Consider the following 17,366-nt stretch of genomic DNA (forward strand, 5'->3'; position numbering starts at 1 on the left):
TGCAACTCGCTCTGTTACGCCACTATTTCCCACGGCCCTCTCCTTGTTTTAGTATCTGCGTATGAGTGCAGATAAGCGGCAATGCGGATACAGCCCGGACAGCTCCTTCGTCGAGCTTGCCGTCGAGGTGTTCGGGATGCTGGCGGACGCGACGCGGGTGCGCATCATCCTCGCCCTGCAGGACGCAGGCGAGCTGTCGGTGAACAACCTCGCCGAGATCGTCGACAAGTCCCCGGCCGCGGTCTCGCAGCACCTCGCCAAGCTGCGCCTCGCTCGCATCGTCGCCACCCGCCAGGACGGCCAGCGGGTGTACTACCGGCTCGAGAACGAGCACGCCTCCGAACTCGTCGCGTCGGCGATCTTCCAGGCCGAGCACTCCCTCGGCGGCGTGCCTCGGCACCACCACCAGGAGAGGGCCGGCGAATGACCGGGACGCACACGCACACGCACGCGGAGCACGACCACACGCACGGGCATGATCACGACCACGACCACGGGCACTCGCACTCCCATGGCGACCACGATCACGGCCACGAGCACCCGACGGGATTCAAGGGCTTCCTCTACGGCCTGTTCGTGCCGCACACGCACGACGCTGCGGACTCGATCGACGACGCGATGGAGGCCAGCAGCGCCGGCATCCGTGCGCTGAAGATCAGCCTCGTGCTCCTGCTGCTCACCACCGTGCTGCAGGGAGCCGTCGTCGCGTTCAGCGGATCGGTCGCACTGCTCGCCGACACGATCCACAACTTCTCGGACGCACTCACCGCCGTGCCGCTCTGGATCGCGTTCGTGCTCGGCCGCCGTGCGGCATCCCGTCGCTACACATACGGATTCGGCAGAGCGGAGGACCTCGCGGGCCTGTTCATCGTCTTCGTCGTCGCGCTCTCTGCCGTGGTCGCCGCCTGGCAGTCGATCGACCGCATCCTGCATCCGCAGCCGCTGGACAACATCGGCTGGGTGATCGCCGCCGGCGTGATCGGCTTCCTCGGCAACGAGGCCGTCGCGATCTACCGCATCCGCGTCGGGCGGCGCATCGGGTCGGCGGCGCTCGTCGCCGACGGCGTGCACGCCCGCACCGACGGGTTCACCTCGCTTGCGGTGGTCATCGGCGGGATCGGCGTGCTGCTCGGCTTCCCGCTCGCCGACCCGATCATCGGACTCGTCATCTCGGCGGCGATCTTCGTGCTGCTCATCGGCACGGTGCGCAGCGTGGGGCGACGGCTGCTCGACGGCGTGGAGCCCGAGCTGGTCGACCGCGCCGAACACGCCATCGAGCACGTCGACGGCGTCGAGCGCATCGAGCGGGTGCGGCTGCGCTGGGTCGGACACCGCCTGCAGGGCGACGCCGTCGTGGTCGCCGCCGCCGGGCATCCGGATGTCGCGGCGGATGCCGAGCGCAGCGTGCGCGCGCACCTGCCCAACGTCGACGACTTCATCGTCGGGGTGCGCGCCGCCTGATCGCGGACCGGATGCCGGCGTCTGCCGCCCCGGGTAGCCTCAGCGTGTGACCTCGTTCTGGGAGCCCGGTGGGCGGCGAAGGCAGCAGCCGGTGGTCGCGGTGCGTCCGAACGACGACGCTCCGCCGCCGAGCGGAGAGTGGCCCACCAGCATCCCGGCGGTCGCGCAGGTGTTGCGGGACGGGATCGACCTCGACCCGGGTGTGACGTTCCTGGTCGGCGAGAACGGCAGCGGAAAGTCGACGATCGTCGAGGGGATCGCTATCGCCTACGGGCTCTCGCCCGAGGGCGGTTCGCGGCAGGCGCGGCACAGCACGCGCCCGACCGAATCGCCGCTGTCGGACTGGCTGCGCATCCAGCGCGGGGTGGGTGCCGATCGCTGGGGCTTCTTCCTGCGTGCGGAGACGATGCACTCGTTTTACACGTATCTCGAGGACAACCCGTCTCCCCGCGGTGACGTCGCATTCCACGAGATGAGCCATGGCGAATCGTTCCTCGCGCTGCTCGACGACCGCTTCCAGAGCCCCGGCTTCTACTGCCTCGACGAGCCCGAGGCCGCATTGTCGTTCGGGTCGACGCTGAGCCTCATCTCCGTGCTGCAGCGCATCGTCGACGACGGCGGCCAGGTGCTCTGCGCCACGCATTCGCCGGTGCTGGCCGCGCTGCCAGGTGCCCGCATCCTCGAGGTCGGGGAGTGGGGCCTGCGCGAGGCCGAGTGGAGCGACCTCGAACTGGTGCGCCACTGGCGCTCGTATCTCGACGAGCCGGGCCGCTACCTGCGGCACCTGCTCGGCTGAACGCCGGCATGTCGGATGCCGCGACTAGCCTCGACGCATGACCTCGTTCGGCCTGCTCGACAGCCCCGTCGGAGTGATCGGCGTCGAGAGCGACGGCACCGCGATCACCCGCGTCACCTGGACCACGAGCATCCCCGCATCCGGCGGCGACCCGGTGCTCGGCGCTGCGCTCGAGCAGCTCGACGCCTACTTCGCCGGCGAGCTGACGGCGTTCGACCTGCCGATCGATCTGGGCAGGCAGACGCCGGTGACGCGGGCGGTGCTCGAGACGCTGTACGACACCGTAGGTCACGGCGAGTCCGTCACCTACGGCGAGCTCGCCGCGCGCAGTGGCACCGAGGTGCCCGCCCGTGCGATCGGTTCGATCATGGGCGCGAACCCGATCCCGCTGATTGTGCCGTGTCACAGGGTCGTCGCCGGCGACGGGCTGGGCGGCTACTCCGGCGGCGCGCCGGGTGAGGGCCTCGCCACCAAGCGCTGGCTGCTCGAGCACGAGGGCGTACTGCCGCGATCGTTGTTCTGAGCGTCAGGCCTCGGCGGCTCTGCGGACCAGTGCCGTCACCGCGTTCCATGCCTTCTCGGTCGGATCCTGCAGTGCGAGCGCCGTCGGCCACAGCCCGTGCTCGTCGTCCAGCGCGGCGCGTGAACTGAATCCGATCGTCGAGTACCGGTCCTTGTCCATCTGGCCGCTGCGGAAGAACACCACGACCTTGCCGTCCTTCGCCCAGCCGGGCTGTCCGTAGTAGAGCCGCGGCGCGAGCTCGGGCGCCGCGGCGGCCACGATCTCGCTCAACCGCTCCGCGGTCTGCCGGTCGCCGTCGGGCATCTCGGCGATCTTCGCGAGCTGGTCTGCCTTCTCGGCCGCGGCCCTGCCGGCCTCCTTCTCGCGCTTCGCCTGCAGCTTCAGCTCCTGAGCGCGCTGCTTGACCGCCGCGCGCTCCTGCGCGGACAGCCCGTCGTTCGTCGTCTTCCCCACCATGGCGTCCTCCGTTCCCTGCGAAGCACGCTACGGGAACGGCGCGTCGGCGTGTTCTCGATTCCTGATCAGCTCCGGTGGTCCTCGCTCTGCAGCCACTCCTCGAACGTGACGTGCCCTTCGACCCGGGCATCCGAGCCGCGCAGCGCTCCCGACGCCAGCCCTGTGCCGTAGCGTCCCGGCAGGCGCACCTCGAGCGCACGGCGGCGGATGCCGTCGTGTGCGAGCTGGCGTCTGGCGAGGTCGGCGAGCACCTCGTCGCGCGGGCCGACGAGATCGGTGGCCCGTCCTGCGGGGGCGGCCTCGGCGACCGAGACCAGGTGCGCCCCGACCTCGCGCGCGGCGACGGGTCGCATCAGCGTCTTCGGCATCAGCGCGACCGGTCCGCGCATCGCGGCGAGCAGCTGCCCGGCGAACTCGTGGAACTGCGCAGCCCTGGCGATCGTGTGCGGCACAGCACCTGCGGCGATGGTGCGCTCCTGGGCGAGCTTTCCCGCATAGTACGAAGCGTCGATGTCATCGATGCCGACGATCGACAGCGCCACGTGGTGGCCGACGCCGGCACGCCGCTCGGCAGCGAGCAGGTTCCTGGTGGCGGTCTCGAAGAACGACCGCGCCTTCGACGCCGACAGCGTCGTCGTGTTGCTCGTGTCGATCACGACGTCGACTCCGGTGAGCGCGTCGTCCAGCCCGATGCCGGTGATCACGTCGGCGCCTGTCGAGCGCGCCAGCACCACGATCTCGTGCCCTCGATCCTGCGCAGCGGCCACGACGTGCCGCCCCACGGTTCCCGTACCTCCCGCGATCGCGATCCGCATCGCGCACCTCCTCGTCCGGCCGCCTTGCACGGCCTCACCAGGATGTCGTGGCGGAGCATCGGAATGTGACAGGTGCCGCCGTTACGCTCGGGGGATGCCCGTGACCCGCCCCTCCGACGACATCCTCACCGCCTTCGGCGCGGACCCCGCAGCGGCGCGGCTTCTGCCCGGAGGGCGAGGGACGACCTGGCTCGCGGGCGACATCGTGCTGCGCCCGATGGGCGATCCGGTGGAGGGCGACTGGCACTCGGAGGTGCTCGAGCACCTGCCGCACGATGCGGACTTCCGCACCGCCCGGCCGATCCGCTCGACGAGCGGCGCCTGGAGCATCGATGGCTGGGAGGCCTGGACCCGGATGCCCGGTGCGGCAGACGAGACTCGCGTGCTCGACGTGATCGCCGCGGGCGACGCGTTCCACCGCGCGATCGCGCACCTGCCCCGCCCCGACTTCATCGACGCCGCGGACGATCCGTGGTCGCGGTCGGATCGGATGGCCTGGCAGGAGGAGCCGCTCGTCGACGACCCCATGCTGAACAGGATCAGCATGGCACTGCGCCCCGTGGCATCCGCTTCTCAACTCATCCACGGTGACCTGCTCGGCAACGTGCTGTTCGCCGATCCGGAGCCGCCGACCATCATCGACTGGGCGCCGTACTGGCGGCCGGTGCGCTGGGCGGCGGCGATCGCCGTCGCCGACGCCGTGTGCTGGCACGAGGTACCGCTGGACCTGCTGAAGACGGCCGACGATGACCCGGACTGGCCGCAGCTCGTACTGCGAGCCCTTGCCTTCCGTATCGCGACCCTGCACCTGGCCGGCTGGTGGGACGAGGCGATGCGAGAGCGGCACGAACCCGTGGTCGCCTCGGCGCTCGCGCTCGCCGCTCGATAGCCGTCAGAGCACGAAGTGCAGCTTGTCGGGGTTGCACACCTGGCGGATGCCGCGGATGCGGCCCGCCGAGTCGAACTCGAGTGCGAGCACATCGGTGCGGCCGGAGTGGGTGAGCGCGATGGCCGGCTCGCCGTTCGCGTCGAGCATCGCGACCGCGAAGGGATGATCGGGGTCGTGCGCGATCGCCTTCTGGATGACGCCGAGGAAGAAACGCCGCACCTTGTCGGCGCCGAAGATCGGGTTCAGAGCCGCGCGCACGCGACCGCCGCCGTCGCTCCACAGGATCGCGTCGTCGGTGAGCAGGTCCAGCACCGCGGAGACGTCGCCGCCCTCGATCGCCGTCACCAGAGACGCGAGCGCGGCAGGGTCGGCGGGCGGCACATCCGCAGCATCCGCGTCGTCCGATGAGATCCGCAGCCGGCGCTCGCCGCGCGAGATCAACTGCCGCACGGCGGCGGGGGAGCGCTCAAGGATCTCGCCGATCTCGACCGCCGACATCCCGAACGCGCGGTGCAGCACGACCGCCGCGCGGGCATCGGGACTGAGCTGCTCGGCCAGGTGCAGCAGGGCGATCGAGAGCAGTTCGCGGTCGGCCACCGCGTCCTCCGGCAGCCGCGAGGTCGCGACCGGTTCAGGCAGCCAGTGCCCGGTGTACTCCTCGCGGGATGCGGCCAGCGAGCGCACCCTGTCGATCGTGCGGCGCACGCACACCGTGGTCAGCCAGGCAGGCCAGGAGCGCACCCGCTCTCCGGCGCGCTCCTCGTTCAGCGCCGCGATCGCCACCTCGGAGACGACGTCCTCGGCATGGCCGAAGTCGCCCAGCATCCGGTATGCGATGCCGATCAGCCGCCCCCGCTCCGCTTCCCAGGCGCGGGTGGCGGGGGTGGCTGCGAGGGTCATGACCCCCAACGTAGTGGCGCCCTCAGACGATCGGGTGCTTGTCGTCGATCGGCGGCGCCATCTCGGTCGCGATCGCGATGCGGTTCCAGACGTTGATGGTGCTGATGGCCATGACGATCCCGCCCAGCTCGCCCTCGTCGAAGTGTGCGGCTGCGGCATCCCAGATCTCGTCGGTGACCGTGTCGGGTCCGAGCTTGGTGATCGCATCGGTCAGCGCGAGCGCCGCCAGCTCCGCCTCGGAGAAGAAGCCGCGCGCGTGCTGCCACGCGCCGACGGCGTGCAGCGTGCGCTGCGGGATGCCTCGATTCGCACCGTCGGTCGCATGCATGTCCACGCAGTAACCGCATCCGTTCAGCAGCGAGGCGCGCAGCTTGATCAGCTCGTACAGGCGCGGCTCGACCGCCTTGCGCGAGTACGCCTCCATGCCGAGCACGGCCGCGTAGCCGAGCTTGTTGGTCCTGGACATGTCGATCCTGGTCATCGTCGTTCCTTCCGGAGCCGTTCGTTACGGCTCTCACTGAGGGTGTCGGATGCCGGGGGCCAAGTGTGACAGGGGCTTCAGGGTTTCGGGAGTTCGCACCCGCGATAATGATTCTCATGCCCGGAAGCGTCGCCCTCGCGCACAAGCACGACACCCTGCGCCGCTCCCCGTGGATCGGTGTCGGCGTGGGTGCCGGGATTCTCGTGATCCTGCTGCTGATCGACCGCTTCGCGCCGGCGCTGTTCGCCGACGCGCTTCCCACGAGGATGCAGGACGGCCTGACCCTCACGCTCAGCGTGCTGATCGAGGCGCTGCCCTGGGTGTTCATCGGCGTGGTGCTGTCGATCGTCGTGCAGGTGTGGCTGCCGTCCGACGCGCTGCAGCGCTGGCTGCCGCGCAATGCCTGGGCCCGACGCGGAGTGCTCTCCCTGCTGGGCATGGTGGTGCCGGTGTGCGAGTGCGGCAACGTGCCGTTCGCGCGGGGCCTGATGATGCGCGGGCTGGCTCCGGCCGAGGCGCTGACCTTCCTGATCGCGGCGCCGATCGTGAACCCGATCGTCATCCTCACCACGCACGCCGCCTTCGGCTGGGATGCCGGGATCCTCGTCGCCCGTCTGGTCGGCGGCTTTCTCATCGCGAACCTGATCGGCTGGATCTACAGCCTGCACCCCGACCAGGACGGCCTGCTGACCGAACGCTTCATCGCGACCTGCGAGCTGATCGACCACGAGCCGGGCAGCCCGGTGCGGCGCAGTCTCGCGCAGTTCCTCGTCGAGCTGCGCGCCGTCATGCCCGCGCTGGTCATCGGCTCCGCGATCGCCGGCGCCGTGCAGGTGCTCGTCCCGCGCGAGGTTCTCATCGCGGTCGGGTCGAACCCGGCGCTGTCGATCGTGGCGATGATGGCGCTTGCGATGACCGTGGCGATCTGCTCGAACGTGGACGCGTTCTTCGCGCTCTCGTTCGCGTCCACCTTCTCGCCCGGCGCGATCGTCGCCTTCCTGCTGGTCGGGCCGCTGGTCGACGTCAAGATGCTCGCGCTGCTGCGCACGACCTTCCGCTGGCGGGTGCTCGGCGTGATCGTCGCCGTCGTGCTGCTCTCGGCCTTCACGATCGGGATGGCGGTGAACGTCCTTGTCTGATCTCGAACGGTCTGCCCGACTGCGCGCCCTCGGCTCGCGGTGGCTCGGCGTCGGCCTCGCCGCCGTGATCGCCGTCGTCACCCTGGGGCTCGCCGTCACCGGACGGCTGACGCTCTACATCAGCCCCGACACGGTGTGGTTCGCCGCAGCTGCGGCCGTGCTCCTTCTCATCGGCGCGGTGTGGACGTGCTTCCTCCCGCTGGGGGCCGAGAGCGATCACGGGCACGACCACGACCACGGCCATGAGGCGGAAACGGCATCCGCCGGTCGCCGCGCCCTGTCGCGGGTCGGCGGCTGGACCGCCGGCATCCTCGCCTCCGCCGTCGTGCTGACGGCGCTGTTCCTTCCGCCGGCATCGCTGTCCGCCGAGATCGCCATGCAGCGCGCGGGCGAGAGCACCGTGCTCTTCGCCGGTGCCGACGACGTCGCCCTCGGCGTCGCCGACACCACGACCTTCGGCGTCGGCGACTGGGCGAACGTGTTCGCCAGCGCCACCCGGCCGGAGAATTACGATGGCGCGACGGTGACCCTGACGGGGTTCGTCACTCCCTCGGACGGCGAGAAGGGTGCACTCGGACTGACCCGCATGGTGATCACGCACTGCGTGATCGACGCGCGCCCGGCATCCGTGCCCGTCGACGCGAAGAGCGGCTCGTACAAGACGGGAGACTGGATCGAGGTCACCGGCACGGTGAAGGCGGGCGCCGGCGGCGCCCTGCGCATCGAGCCGACTTCGGTGAAGCGCGTCGCCGAGCCGAAGGACCCGTATGAGTACTGACGGATCCGGGTCGGGGGACCAGCCGCTCACGCGCGCGCAGCTGCGCGCCATGCGCGAAGCCGCGGTGCACGAGGAGACGGTTCGCGGGGCTGCCGCGGGCGAAGCGGGGGCTGCTTCCTCGGTTGCCGACCGTCCGTCGGCTCCGGTCTCAACGGATGCGGGTGCAGGTCTGCCGCAACCCGCAAGGGGTGAGACCGGAGCAGGGGAAGCGCCGACAACCGCGGCGCGCCGGTTCGGGATCGTGCTCGCCGTGGTGCTCGGCATCCTGCTGGTCGTCGGCGGAGGCCTCTCCGCCGCGAGCCTGCTGCAAGGACCGCGAGTCGCGGCTGTGGAGGTCGACCCGAAGCAGGCGATCGAGTCCTCCGGGAGCCGCGTGATCCTGACCGCGAACCAGCCGCTCGCCGCGATCGACGAGTCGCAGGTCACCGTCGAGCCGGCGGTGCCGTTCACGATCGACGCGGCCGGTCGCAGCGTCGGCATCCGCTTCACGGTGCCGCTCGACGACTCCACCCGGTACTCCGTGCGGGTCGCCGGTGCTCAGCGCGCCGGCGGCGGCCCGTCCTCAGATCTCGCGACGGCATTCACGACCCCCGACTCCCAGGCCTTCCTGCTGCAGCGCAGCGACAAGGACGACACGATCTTCCGTACCGACCTCACCGGCGAGAAGGGCGTCGCCGTGTTCAGCGCTCCGCGCATCGACGACTTCCGTGCCACGGCGACGAGACTGGTCGTCGCGGTCGAGGAGGACGACCGGTCTCGGCTCCTCGTGATGAATCGCGACGGCTCCGGGCAGCGCGAGCTGAAGCTCCCCGGGAAGGGGTACGTCGCGACCCTGCAGGTCTCGGAACGAGGCGACCTGGTCGGGTACACCTATTCCGATGCCGAGCTCACCGAGACCTCCGGCCGCGCGAGCCTGCTGGTCACCCAGCCGCTGTCGGGCAAGGGCGATCCGCGGATCGTGCAGGTCGCCGGCAAGGAGGTCGGCATCGATGACTGGCAGTTCGTCCCCGACACCTCGTCGCTCGTGTTCCTCGACTTCGACGGCGCGCTGTCGGTGGAGGATCCCACCGGCGATGCCGGGGTGCAACCGATGGGCACAGCAGCGCAGCTCCTCGGGGTCACGCGGGGCACGTTCACGGCCATCGTCGAGCGCGCGACCGGCGAGATCGTCGAGCTGAACCTCACCGACGGGTCGGAGCAGCCGATGCCGAGCACGGACCCGGACTACGGTCCGCCCGCAGACGTCGTGCCCTACCCCGGGGGCGCACTGCAGCTGGTCGTGCAGCGCGACGAGGTCGGCATGCCGATCGGGCAGAAGGTGATCACGGTCGCTCCGGACGGTGCCGCGAAGCCGATCCTCGAGCTAGGGGACGACGACGCGGTCCTGCAGACGTGCGTCTCGCCGAGCGGTCAGTACGCAGCGGTGACGGTGACGCCCGACCTCACCGACAACCCCTACGACGAGCTGCTCCTGCCCCTGCCGAAGAAGGTGCACACCGAGCTGATCGACCTGCGCGCGGGCAAGCCGCTCACCACCCTCTCGGGATTCGACCTGTCCTGGTGCCACGTGGGGCCGCAGGCCTGAGCGCGGGTGCGCCCAGGCCTGCAACCCAGCGTCAGGCCACCGGGACGGGCGACTCGTCCGCGGCATCCGGCACGGCGTCGTCGTCCGAGGCCTCCGGCGCGGACGACACGCGGTGCACACGACCGGGCCACCACATCCGATCCCCGATGACCGAGAACAGCGCGGGGACGACGAGAGTGCGGACCACGAGGGTGTCCACGAGCACGCCGATGCCCACGATCAGACCGATCTGCCCGAGCGTGACCAGCGGCAGCATCCCGAGCGCGGCGAACACTCCGGCGAGCACGACTCCGGCGCTGGTGATCACGCCGCCGGTCGCGGCGAGGGCGTTCACCATCCCCTTTCTGGTTCCCGAGGTCGCGGCCTCGGTGCGAGCGCGGTGCACGAGGAAGATCGTGTAGTCGACGCCGAGGGCGACCAGGAACAGGAATGCCAGCAGCGGCACCTGCAGATCGAGGGCATCCCAGCCGAACAGCACACGGCTGAGCCAGGCGCCGGCGCCGATCGCCGCGACCGCCGTCACCGCGTTCACCAGCAGCAGCACGATCGGGGCGACCAGGGCCCGGAGCAGCAGCACGAGGACGACGAGCGAGACGAGCAGCACCAGCGGCGCGATCACCAGGAAGTCGCGCAGGTTCCCGGCGCGGGCGTCCAGCTCGGCCGCGCCCTGCCCGCCGATCAGTGCATCGGCGCCGGACACGTCGTGGGCGGCGGTGCGGACCTCCTCGATCAGCTCCCGGCTCTCGGCCGTGCCGGGCGCGGCGTCTCCGGTGACGACGAGCTTCACGAGCTCGCCATCGCTGCTCTCGCCGCCGGGCGTCACCCGTTCGACGCCGTCGACGTCCTCGATCGCCGAGGTCACGTCATCGGATGCCGCGGCATCGGCGACCACGATCATCGGCTGCGCCAGGCCTGGCGGGAAGTGCTCACCGAGCACCTCGAGCCCGGCTGCGGACTCCGAGGGCACCCGGAACTTCTCCACCTGGCTGAGTCCGACCGAGGCGCCCAGCAGTCCGGAAGCCATCACCGCGAGCAGGGCCACTCCGCCGATGAGCGGCAGCCACGGCTTCCGCACGACGCCACTGGCGACCGCACGCCAGGCGCGGCCCTCGCGCGTGGCCCGACCGGGCCGAGGAACGAACGGCCAGAACAGTCCACGACCGCAGACCGCCAGCGCCGGCGGAAGCACCAGCAGCACGGCGGCGAGAGCGATCAGCAGGCCGACGGCCGAGGCGACCCCGAGCCCCCGGGTGCCGGGGATCACCGCGAGCACGAGCGTGAGGAGTGAGAGCACGACCGTCGCGTTCGAGGCGAGGATGGCCGGCGCGGTGGCTCGGTAGGCGGTGGCCAGCGCAGACCGGTGATCGTCGTCGCGCTGCAGTTCCTCTCGGTAGCGCGAGACCAGGAGCAGGGCGTAGTTCGTGCCGGCGCCGAAGACCAGCACGCTGACGATGCCGGTGTCGAACTGCAGCTCCAGCGCGTTGCCGATCGCCGCGGTGACCTTGCTCGCCAGTTGGTCGGCGAACGCGACGACGGCGAGCGGCACGAGCCAGAGCACCGGGGATCGGTACGTGATGATCAGCAGCAGCGCGACGATGAGGATGGTCACGAGCAGCAGCGTGAAGTCGGCGCCATCGAAGGCGGCGGCGACGTCTGCGCCGAATGCGGGGCCACCGGTGACCTGCATGGTCACTCCGTCGATCGGGTGGTCCGCGACGACCGCGCGCACGTCGCGCACGGCGGCCTTCGCCTGATCGTCGTCACTGGCGGACACGGTGGCCTGCAGTGCCGCGGCCTCACCGTCATCGCTCGGGATGGGGCCAAACGCGTCCTCGCTGGTCTCCGCCTTGATCGGTTCGGCGAGGTCCGCGAGCGACTGCAGATCGGTCTGGGTGAGGTCTCCGCCGTCGTCGCGGCTTGCGACCACCAGAAGCGCCTGCTGATCGGCATCCGGGAACCGCTGCTCGAGCGCGGTGACCTGAGCCGATTCGGAGTCAGCCGGGGCGATGCCGCTGCGGGCATCGAGCGTCACTCGACCGAAGGCGCCCATCAGCGCGATCAGCACCAGGACACCGGCGATGAGGGAGACCCACGCGCCGCGGCGCGAGGTGAGGACATGGGGGAGGGAACGGAGGAATCTCGGCACCAGTCCAGCACACCGGAGTCCGGCCCCGAGCGAATCGGGATTCCGATGGAGATCCTTCTCGATCGAAAGGTGGACAAGATTCTAAAAAACAGATGCATTGACTTTAGAGCGTCGGCGGGTCTTCAATGGAAGGAGCAACCGAGGAGGGCCGTCATGACGTTGTCGCTGGCGTACGCCGAAGATGAGGATGCGGCCGTCTCGGCCGAGGACAGGGTGCGGATCCACGCGGTTCCACGGGCGATCGATCCGGATGCCGCCGAGGTCGCCGCGCTCGCGCTGCTGCGGGCGCTGGGCATCGACCCCGACGACCCTGGCAACCCCGATCTGGCCCGCACGCCGAAGCGCTTCGCAGCGGCGTATGCCGAGCTGCTCAGCCCGCAGCCGTTCGACTTCACCACCTTCGCGAACACCGATGGCTACGACGAGCTGGTCCTCGTCCGCGACATCCCGGTGCACTCGGTCTGCGAGCATCATCTGCTGCCGTTCAGCGGCGTCGCGCACGTCGCGTACCTGCCGGCGGACCGGGTCGTCGGACTGTCGAAGATCCCGCGCATGGTCGACCACTTCTCCCGCCGGCCGCAGACCCAGGAGCGACTGACCGTGCAGGTCGCCGACGCGCTGGCGCTGCGCCTGCAGCCGCGCGGTGTCGGCGTGGTGATCGAGGCCACGCACAGCTGCATGACTCTGCGCGGCGCACGCGCCGGGGGAGCGGCGACCAAGACCTCCGCACTGCGCGGCGTACTGCGCGACGACGCCCGCTCGCGTGCGGAGTTCCTGGCGCTCGTCACCGAGAGGAGAGCATGATGAGCATCGTGATCATCGGCGGCGGCCTCGCCGCCGGCACCGCCGTCACCGAACTGCGTGAGAAGGGGTACGACGGAGAGGTGGTGGTCTTCGCCGCGGAGCAGCATCCGCCCTACGAGCGACCGCCGCTGTCGAAGGACGTGCTGCTCGGTAAGAAGGGCGTCGAGGCCGCGCTCGTGCACGACGCGGACTGGTACGCAGCGCACGATGTGCAGTTGCACATCGGCACCCGTGTGACCGGGATCGATCCCGCCGCGCACACCGTCACCGCGGGTGACGAGACCGTGCGCTACGACAGGCTGCTGATCGCCACCGGCGCGCAGCCCCGGCACTTCGCCCTCGCCGACCGCGTCGCCTCACCGGTGTACCTGCGCACAATGGAGGACAGCGCCGGTCTCAAGGAGCGCCTGGTCGCCGGCGCGAAGGTCGTCATCGTCGGCGCCGGCTGGATCGGACTCGAGGTCGCCGCGGCCGCCCGCAACGCGGATGCCCAGGTCACCGTCTACGAGGTGGCCGAGCTTCCCCTGGTGCGGGTGCTCGGGCCGGAGATCGCGCAGGTGTTCGCCGACCTGCACCGTGCCCACGGCGTCGACCTGCGCCTGAACACCTCCGTGACCGAGGAGGAGATGGCCGCCGCCGACGTGCTCGTCGTCGGGGTCGGCGCCGCGCCGGACACCGCGCTGGCCGAGGCCGCCGGACTTCCCGTGGACAACGGCATCCTCGTCGATGCGACCCTGTGCACCTCCGATCCCGACATCTTCGCGATCGGCGACGTCGCGAACCACGACCACCCGGTGCTCGGCCGGCGTCTCCGCGTCGAGCACTGGGACACCGCGATCGAGCAGGGCAAGGTCGCCGCACACAACCTGCTCGGCGCCGGCGAGCCGTACACGCACCTGCCGTACTTCTTCACCGATCAGTACGACCTCGGCATGGAGTACTTCGGCAGCGTCGGCCCCGAGGGGTACGACCGCGTCGACGTCGAGGGCGATACGGATGCGGCGAACGGCGGCGCCTTCCGCGCCTACTGGGTCGCAGGCGGCACGGTGGTCGCCGCGATGCAGGCGAACGACTGGGATGCCTCAGAGGCCGTGCGCGACAGCGTGGGGACTGCACGTTGACCGTGAAAGCAGGGACGGCCACGGTCTCCGCCGGGGTGCGCCGCATCGGCGGGCGCACCTTCGACTTCGACCGTCAGGTCGCGGTGATGGCGGTCGTGAACCGCACGCCGGACTCGTTCTCGGACCACGGCATGAACTTCGCCCTCGATCATGCGGTCGCCAGTGCACTGCGCGCTGCCGAGCTGGGTGCCGACTGGGTCGACGTCGGGGGCGTGCCGTTCGGCCGCGGACCGGCAGTGCCGGTCGCGGACGAGATTGACCGGGTCGTGCCGGTCGTCGAGGCGATCGCGGCATCGGATGCCGGTGTTGTGATCTCCGTCGACACGAACTCCGCCGCCGTCGCCGAGGCGGCGATCGACGCCGGCGCCGCGGTGATCAACGACACCAGCGGGTTGGGCGAACCGCGCATGGCCGAGATCATCGCCGGAAGTGACGCGCACATCGTGATCACGCACAGCGTGGGCCCGCCGAGGGTCGAGAAACCCGCCGCGCACTTCGACGACGTGGTCGGCGAGGTGCGCGACTTCCTGCTCGAACGGGTGACGCGGGCTCTCGACGCCGGGGTTCCGCGCGACCGGATCATCATCGACCCGGGCCACGATCTCGACAAGAACACGCTGCACTCGCTGGAGATCACCCGTCGGCTGCCCGAGCTCGCGGCTCTCGGATACCCGCTGCTGGTGGCGGTGTCGAACAAGGACTTCATCGGCGAGTCGATCGACCGGCCGCAGGGCGAGCGGCAGGCTGGCTCGCTCGCGGCGATGGTCGCGTGCATCCTCGGCGGGGCGCGGATCGTGCGGATGCACGACATCGCCGAGACCGTCGACGCGGTGCGGATGGCCGAGGCGATCCTGGGCTGGCGTCAGCCCGTGCGGCTGGAGCACAACACGCATCCGACCCACAATGTCTGACATGACCGCTTTCGATTCGAAACGCTGGAGGGGCTGACGTGAACGTGGATCTGCTCTGGCCCGATGCGGCTGCAGACCTCGACGACGAGGCGCTGCTCGCGCTGACCACGATGCCAGCGGATCGCGACTGGCTGCGGATGAACTTCATCGCGAGCATCGACGGCGCGGCGACCCGCGACGGTCGATCCGGCGGGCTGGGGGATGCCGCGGACCGGCGGCTGTTCGACCTGCTCCGGCGGCCGGCGGACGCCGTGCTGCTCGGCGCGGGCACCGCGCGGGATGAGGGCTATGGCGGGATGCGGCTCGACGACGCCTCGGTCGCGTGGCGCGAGGAACGGGGGATGCCCCCGCATCCGACATTCGTGCTGGTCTCGCGCAGCCTGCGGCTCGACCCGGCGTCACCGATGTTCACGGATGCACCGATGCGGCCGATCGTCTGCACGGTCGCGGGGGTGCAGCCCGGGGAACTCGCGGATGTCGCCGACGTGATCGAGTGCGGAGAGGGCGATGTCGACCCGCTCCGGGTGCGCGCAGAGCTGGCCGCCCGCGGCATCCGGCACGTGCACGGCGAGGGCGGTCCGCGGGTGTTCGCGTCGTTCCTCGCGGCCGGTGCCGTCGACGCCCTGCACCTCACGCTCGCACCGACGCTCGAGGTGGGCGATGCGGGCCGCATCACGGTGGGGCGCCCGGGTGCGCCGACCGGCCTGCGCCTGGCATCCGTCCTCCGCTCCGCCGACGAGCTGTTCCTGCACTACGTCCGTACCGCCTCCGGATCCTGAGCGCCCTTCGTCTCGCTCCGCTCGCTCAGGACCCGGGACGAGACGAAGTGACGAAGGATGTCACGCGGCCTCGCCGCGCCCGGGATCCTGAGAGAATGGGGTTCCGCGACCCCGAGGAGTCCCCGTGCAGTTCATCTCCACCCGCGGCGGCATGGCGCCGCTGCCGTACTCCGAGACGCTGCTCGAGGGCCTCGCCACCGACGGCGGCCTCGCCGTCCCTGAGGAACTGCCGCATGTGGATGCCGGCACGCTGGCCTCCTGGCGTCGGCTCTCATATCCGCAACTCGCGACCGAGGTGCTCGGTCTGTTCGCCACCGACATCCCGCGCGAGGATCTGGCGCGCATGACCGCGGCCGCCTATACCGATTTCCCGACCGACGTCGTGCCGCTGCGCGCGATCGACGGCGGCCTCACTCTCGTCGGCCTCAGCGAGGGCCCTACGCTGGCGTTCAAGGACATGGCCATGCAGTTCCTCGGCCAGGTCATGGAGTACGTGCTCGAGCGCAACGACGGCGTGCTGAACATCGTCGGCGCGACTTCGGGCGACACCGGTTCCGCCGCCGAGCACGCGCTGCGCGGCAAGGAGCGCGTGTCGGTGTTCATGCTCTCGCCGCAGGGCCGGATGAGCGCGTTCCAGCGCGCGCAGATGTACTCGCTCGCCGACGAGAACGTGCACAACATCGCGATCGAGGGCGTCTTCGACGACTGCCAGAACCTGGTCAAGGCGCTCGCCGGCGACGTGCCGTTCAAGCGCACCTGGAGCCTGGGCGCGGTCAATTCGATCAACCTCGCGCGCATCACCGCGCAGGTCGTCTACTACTTCTGGGCCTGGCTGCGCGCGACCGACGCCATGGGGCCGACCGAGGTCTCGTTCACGGTGCCGTCCGGCAACTTCGGCAACATCCTCTCCGGTTTCTGGGCGAAGCGGATGGGGCTGCCGGTGCGCCGCCTGGTGCTCGCGGCCAACGAGAACAACGTGCTGGACGAGTTCTTCCGCACCGGGGTCTACCGCCCGCGCTCAGCGGCCGACACCCTCGCCACTTCGAGCCCGTCGATGGACATCTCCAAGGCGTCCAACCTTGAGCGGTTCATCTACGCCGTCGTCGGACGGGACGCCGAGCGCGTGCGGGAGCTGTGGGCCGATCTCGACCGCCAGGGCTACTTCGACCTCTCCGCCGAGCAGCCGCGCTTCGAGGCCGAGTTCGGCATCGTCAGCGGCACGTCCACGCACGCGGACAGGCTCGCGACCATCAAGGCCGTGCACGAGGCGACCGGCGAGATCATCGATCCGCACACCGCCGACGGCGTGAGGGTCGCCCGCGAGCACGTCGAGGACGGCGTGCCGATGCTGGTGCTCGAGACCGCGAAGCCGCAGAAGTTCGCCGAGACCATCGCCGAGGCGATCGGCGTGGAGCTGGACTACTCGCCGGAGCTGCGGGAGATGCTCGCCGCCCCGCAGCACGTCACCGAGCTTCCCGATGACGAGCAGGCGCTGCGCGCCTTCGTCGAGGCCAACGCGCTGCGCTGAGTATCCCGCCCTTCGTCTCGCTCCTTCGTCGCTCGCTCAGGGTCTGGTTCCGGCTCTTTCGCGGCTCGCTCAGGGTCCGGGGTCTTCGTCGCTCGCTCAGGGTTCGGTTCCGGCTCCTTCGTGGCTCGCTCAGGGTTCGGTTCCGGCTCTTTCGTGGCTCGCTCAGGGTTCGGTTCCGGCTCCTTCGTCGCTCGCTCAGGGTTCGGTTCCGGCTCCTTCGTCGCTCGCTCAGAGTCTGGTTCCGGCTCCTGAGC

At 70.3% G+C, this 17,366-nt stretch carries 18 protein-coding genes; 13 read left to right on the forward strand and 5 right to left on the reverse strand.

Features of this window, described 5'->3' with window-relative positions; translation table 11 throughout:
- Positions 1-61: 61 nt before the first annotated feature.
- From ACFVDO_RS11880 to ACFVDO_RS11895, 4 genes are read left to right on the forward strand one after another with little or no spacing between them, the layout of a single operon-like run.
- Complete coding sequence (locus ACFVDO_RS11880) at positions 62-427, forward strand: ArsR/SmtB family transcription factor (protein WP_378855625.1); 366 nt, start codon at positions 62-64, stop codon at positions 425-427.
- Complete coding sequence (locus tag ACFVDO_RS11885) at positions 424-1,461, forward strand: cation diffusion facilitator family transporter (RefSeq protein ID WP_378855627.1); 1,038 nt, start codon at positions 424-426, stop codon at positions 1,459-1,461. Before ACFVDO_RS11880 ends, ACFVDO_RS11885 begins: the two co-directional genes overlap by 4 nt.
- Before the next feature lie 46 nt (positions 1,462-1,507).
- Entirely contained in the window at positions 1,508-2,257 is a 750-nt protein-coding gene (locus ACFVDO_RS11890; protein ID WP_378855629.1) for an AAA family ATPase, read from the forward strand.
- A 37-nt stretch (positions 2,258-2,294) separates the two neighbouring features.
- Positions 2,295-2,780, forward strand: a complete 486-nt coding sequence (locus ACFVDO_RS11895; protein ID WP_378855631.1) for a methylated-DNA--[protein]-cysteine S-methyltransferase — start codon at positions 2,295-2,297, stop codon at positions 2,778-2,780.
- A 3-nt stretch (positions 2,781-2,783) separates the two neighbouring features.
- Here the strand turns inward: ACFVDO_RS11895 and ACFVDO_RS11900 are convergent, their stop codons facing one another.
- Together ACFVDO_RS11900 and ACFVDO_RS11905 are read right to left on the reverse strand one after the other, a co-directional pair.
- Entirely contained in the window at positions 2,784-3,236 is a 453-nt protein-coding gene (locus tag ACFVDO_RS11900) for a DUF1801 domain-containing protein (RefSeq protein WP_378855633.1), read from the reverse strand.
- Positions 3,237-3,301: 65 nt separating this feature from the next.
- Positions 3,302-4,051, reverse strand: coding sequence for an SDR family oxidoreductase (locus ACFVDO_RS11905; RefSeq protein WP_378855635.1), 750 nt, complete (start codon positions 4,049-4,051; stop codon positions 3,302-3,304).
- 94 nt (positions 4,052-4,145) lie between these two features.
- Here ACFVDO_RS11905 and ACFVDO_RS11910 point away from each other — a divergent pair, with 94 nt between their 5' ends.
- On the forward strand, positions 4,146-4,940 hold the full coding sequence (locus ACFVDO_RS11910) for a hypothetical protein (RefSeq protein WP_378855637.1): 795 nt from the start codon (positions 4,146-4,148) through the stop codon (positions 4,938-4,940).
- A 3-nt stretch (positions 4,941-4,943) separates the two neighbouring features.
- Here ACFVDO_RS11910 and ACFVDO_RS11915 read toward each other — a convergent pair whose 3' ends face one another.
- Both ACFVDO_RS11915 and ACFVDO_RS11920 read right to left on the reverse strand, forming a co-directional pair.
- The gene (locus ACFVDO_RS11915; protein WP_378855639.1) at positions 4,944-5,840 is read right to left on the reverse strand and encodes a sigma-70 family RNA polymerase sigma factor; all 897 of its coding nucleotides are present in this window, start codon (positions 5,838-5,840) and stop codon (positions 4,944-4,946) included.
- A gap of 22 nt (positions 5,841-5,862) precedes the next feature.
- Complete coding sequence (locus tag ACFVDO_RS11920; RefSeq protein ID WP_378855641.1) at positions 5,863-6,321, reverse strand: carboxymuconolactone decarboxylase family protein; 459 nt, start codon at positions 6,319-6,321, stop codon at positions 5,863-5,865.
- Between the two features lie 116 nt (positions 6,322-6,437).
- Here ACFVDO_RS11920 and ACFVDO_RS11925 point away from each other — a divergent pair, with 116 nt between their 5' ends.
- The 3 genes from ACFVDO_RS11925 to ACFVDO_RS11935 are packed head-to-tail and all read left to right on the forward strand — an operon-like array spanning position 6,438 to position 9,823.
- Positions 6,438-7,460 carry a permease gene (locus ACFVDO_RS11925; protein ID WP_378855643.1) on the forward strand — a complete coding sequence of 341 codons (1,023 nt, stop codon included), beginning with the start codon at positions 6,438-6,440 and terminating at the stop codon, positions 7,458-7,460.
- Entirely contained in the window at positions 7,453-8,238 is a 786-nt protein-coding gene (locus tag ACFVDO_RS11930) for a TIGR03943 family putative permease subunit (RefSeq protein ID WP_378855645.1), read from the forward strand. The genes ACFVDO_RS11925 and ACFVDO_RS11930 overlap by 8 nt, the downstream gene beginning before the upstream one ends.
- Positions 8,228-9,823, forward strand: a complete 1,596-nt coding sequence (locus ACFVDO_RS11935) for an Ig-like domain-containing protein (RefSeq protein ID WP_378855647.1) — start codon at positions 8,228-8,230, stop codon at positions 9,821-9,823. The genes ACFVDO_RS11930 and ACFVDO_RS11935 overlap by 11 nt, the downstream gene beginning before the upstream one ends.
- A gap of 31 nt (positions 9,824-9,854) precedes the next feature.
- Here the strand turns inward: ACFVDO_RS11935 and ACFVDO_RS11940 are convergent, their stop codons facing one another.
- Positions 9,855-11,969 carry an MMPL family transporter gene (locus tag ACFVDO_RS11940; protein WP_378855649.1) on the reverse strand — a complete coding sequence of 705 codons (2,115 nt, stop codon included), beginning with the start codon at positions 11,967-11,969 and terminating at the stop codon, positions 9,855-9,857.
- Positions 11,970-12,122: 153 nt separating this feature from the next.
- Here ACFVDO_RS11940 and folE point away from each other — a divergent pair, with 153 nt between their 5' ends.
- The 5 genes from folE (at position 12,123) to thrC (ending at position 17,112) form a co-directional block, all read left to right on the forward strand.
- The gene (gene folE / locus ACFVDO_RS11945; protein ID WP_378855651.1) at positions 12,123-12,773 is read left to right on the forward strand and encodes a GTP cyclohydrolase I FolE; all 651 of its coding nucleotides are present in this window, start codon (positions 12,123-12,125) and stop codon (positions 12,771-12,773) included.
- Positions 12,773-13,894: an NAD(P)/FAD-dependent oxidoreductase gene (locus ACFVDO_RS11950; RefSeq protein WP_378855653.1), complete on the forward strand. Its 1,122-nt coding sequence runs from the start codon at positions 12,773-12,775 to the stop codon at positions 13,892-13,894. Before folE ends, ACFVDO_RS11950 begins: the two co-directional genes overlap by 1 nt.
- 86 nt (positions 13,895-13,980) lie before the next feature.
- Complete coding sequence (gene folP / locus ACFVDO_RS11955; protein WP_378855790.1) at positions 13,981-14,805, forward strand: dihydropteroate synthase; 825 nt, start codon at positions 13,981-13,983, stop codon at positions 14,803-14,805.
- A gap of 38 nt (positions 14,806-14,843) precedes the next feature.
- Positions 14,844-15,584 carry a pyrimidine reductase family protein gene (locus ACFVDO_RS11960; protein ID WP_378855655.1) on the forward strand — a complete coding sequence of 247 codons (741 nt, stop codon included), beginning with the start codon at positions 14,844-14,846 and terminating at the stop codon, positions 15,582-15,584.
- A 124-nt stretch (positions 15,585-15,708) separates the two neighbouring features.
- Complete coding sequence (thrC, locus tag ACFVDO_RS11965; protein WP_378855657.1) at positions 15,709-17,112, forward strand: threonine synthase; 1,404 nt, start codon at positions 15,709-15,711, stop codon at positions 17,110-17,112.
- Positions 17,113-17,366 lie beyond the last annotated feature (254 nt).

The organism is Microbacterium sp. NPDC057741, assembly GCF_042798735.1.
GTDB lineage: Bacteria > Actinomycetota > Actinomycetes > Actinomycetales > Microbacteriaceae > Microbacterium.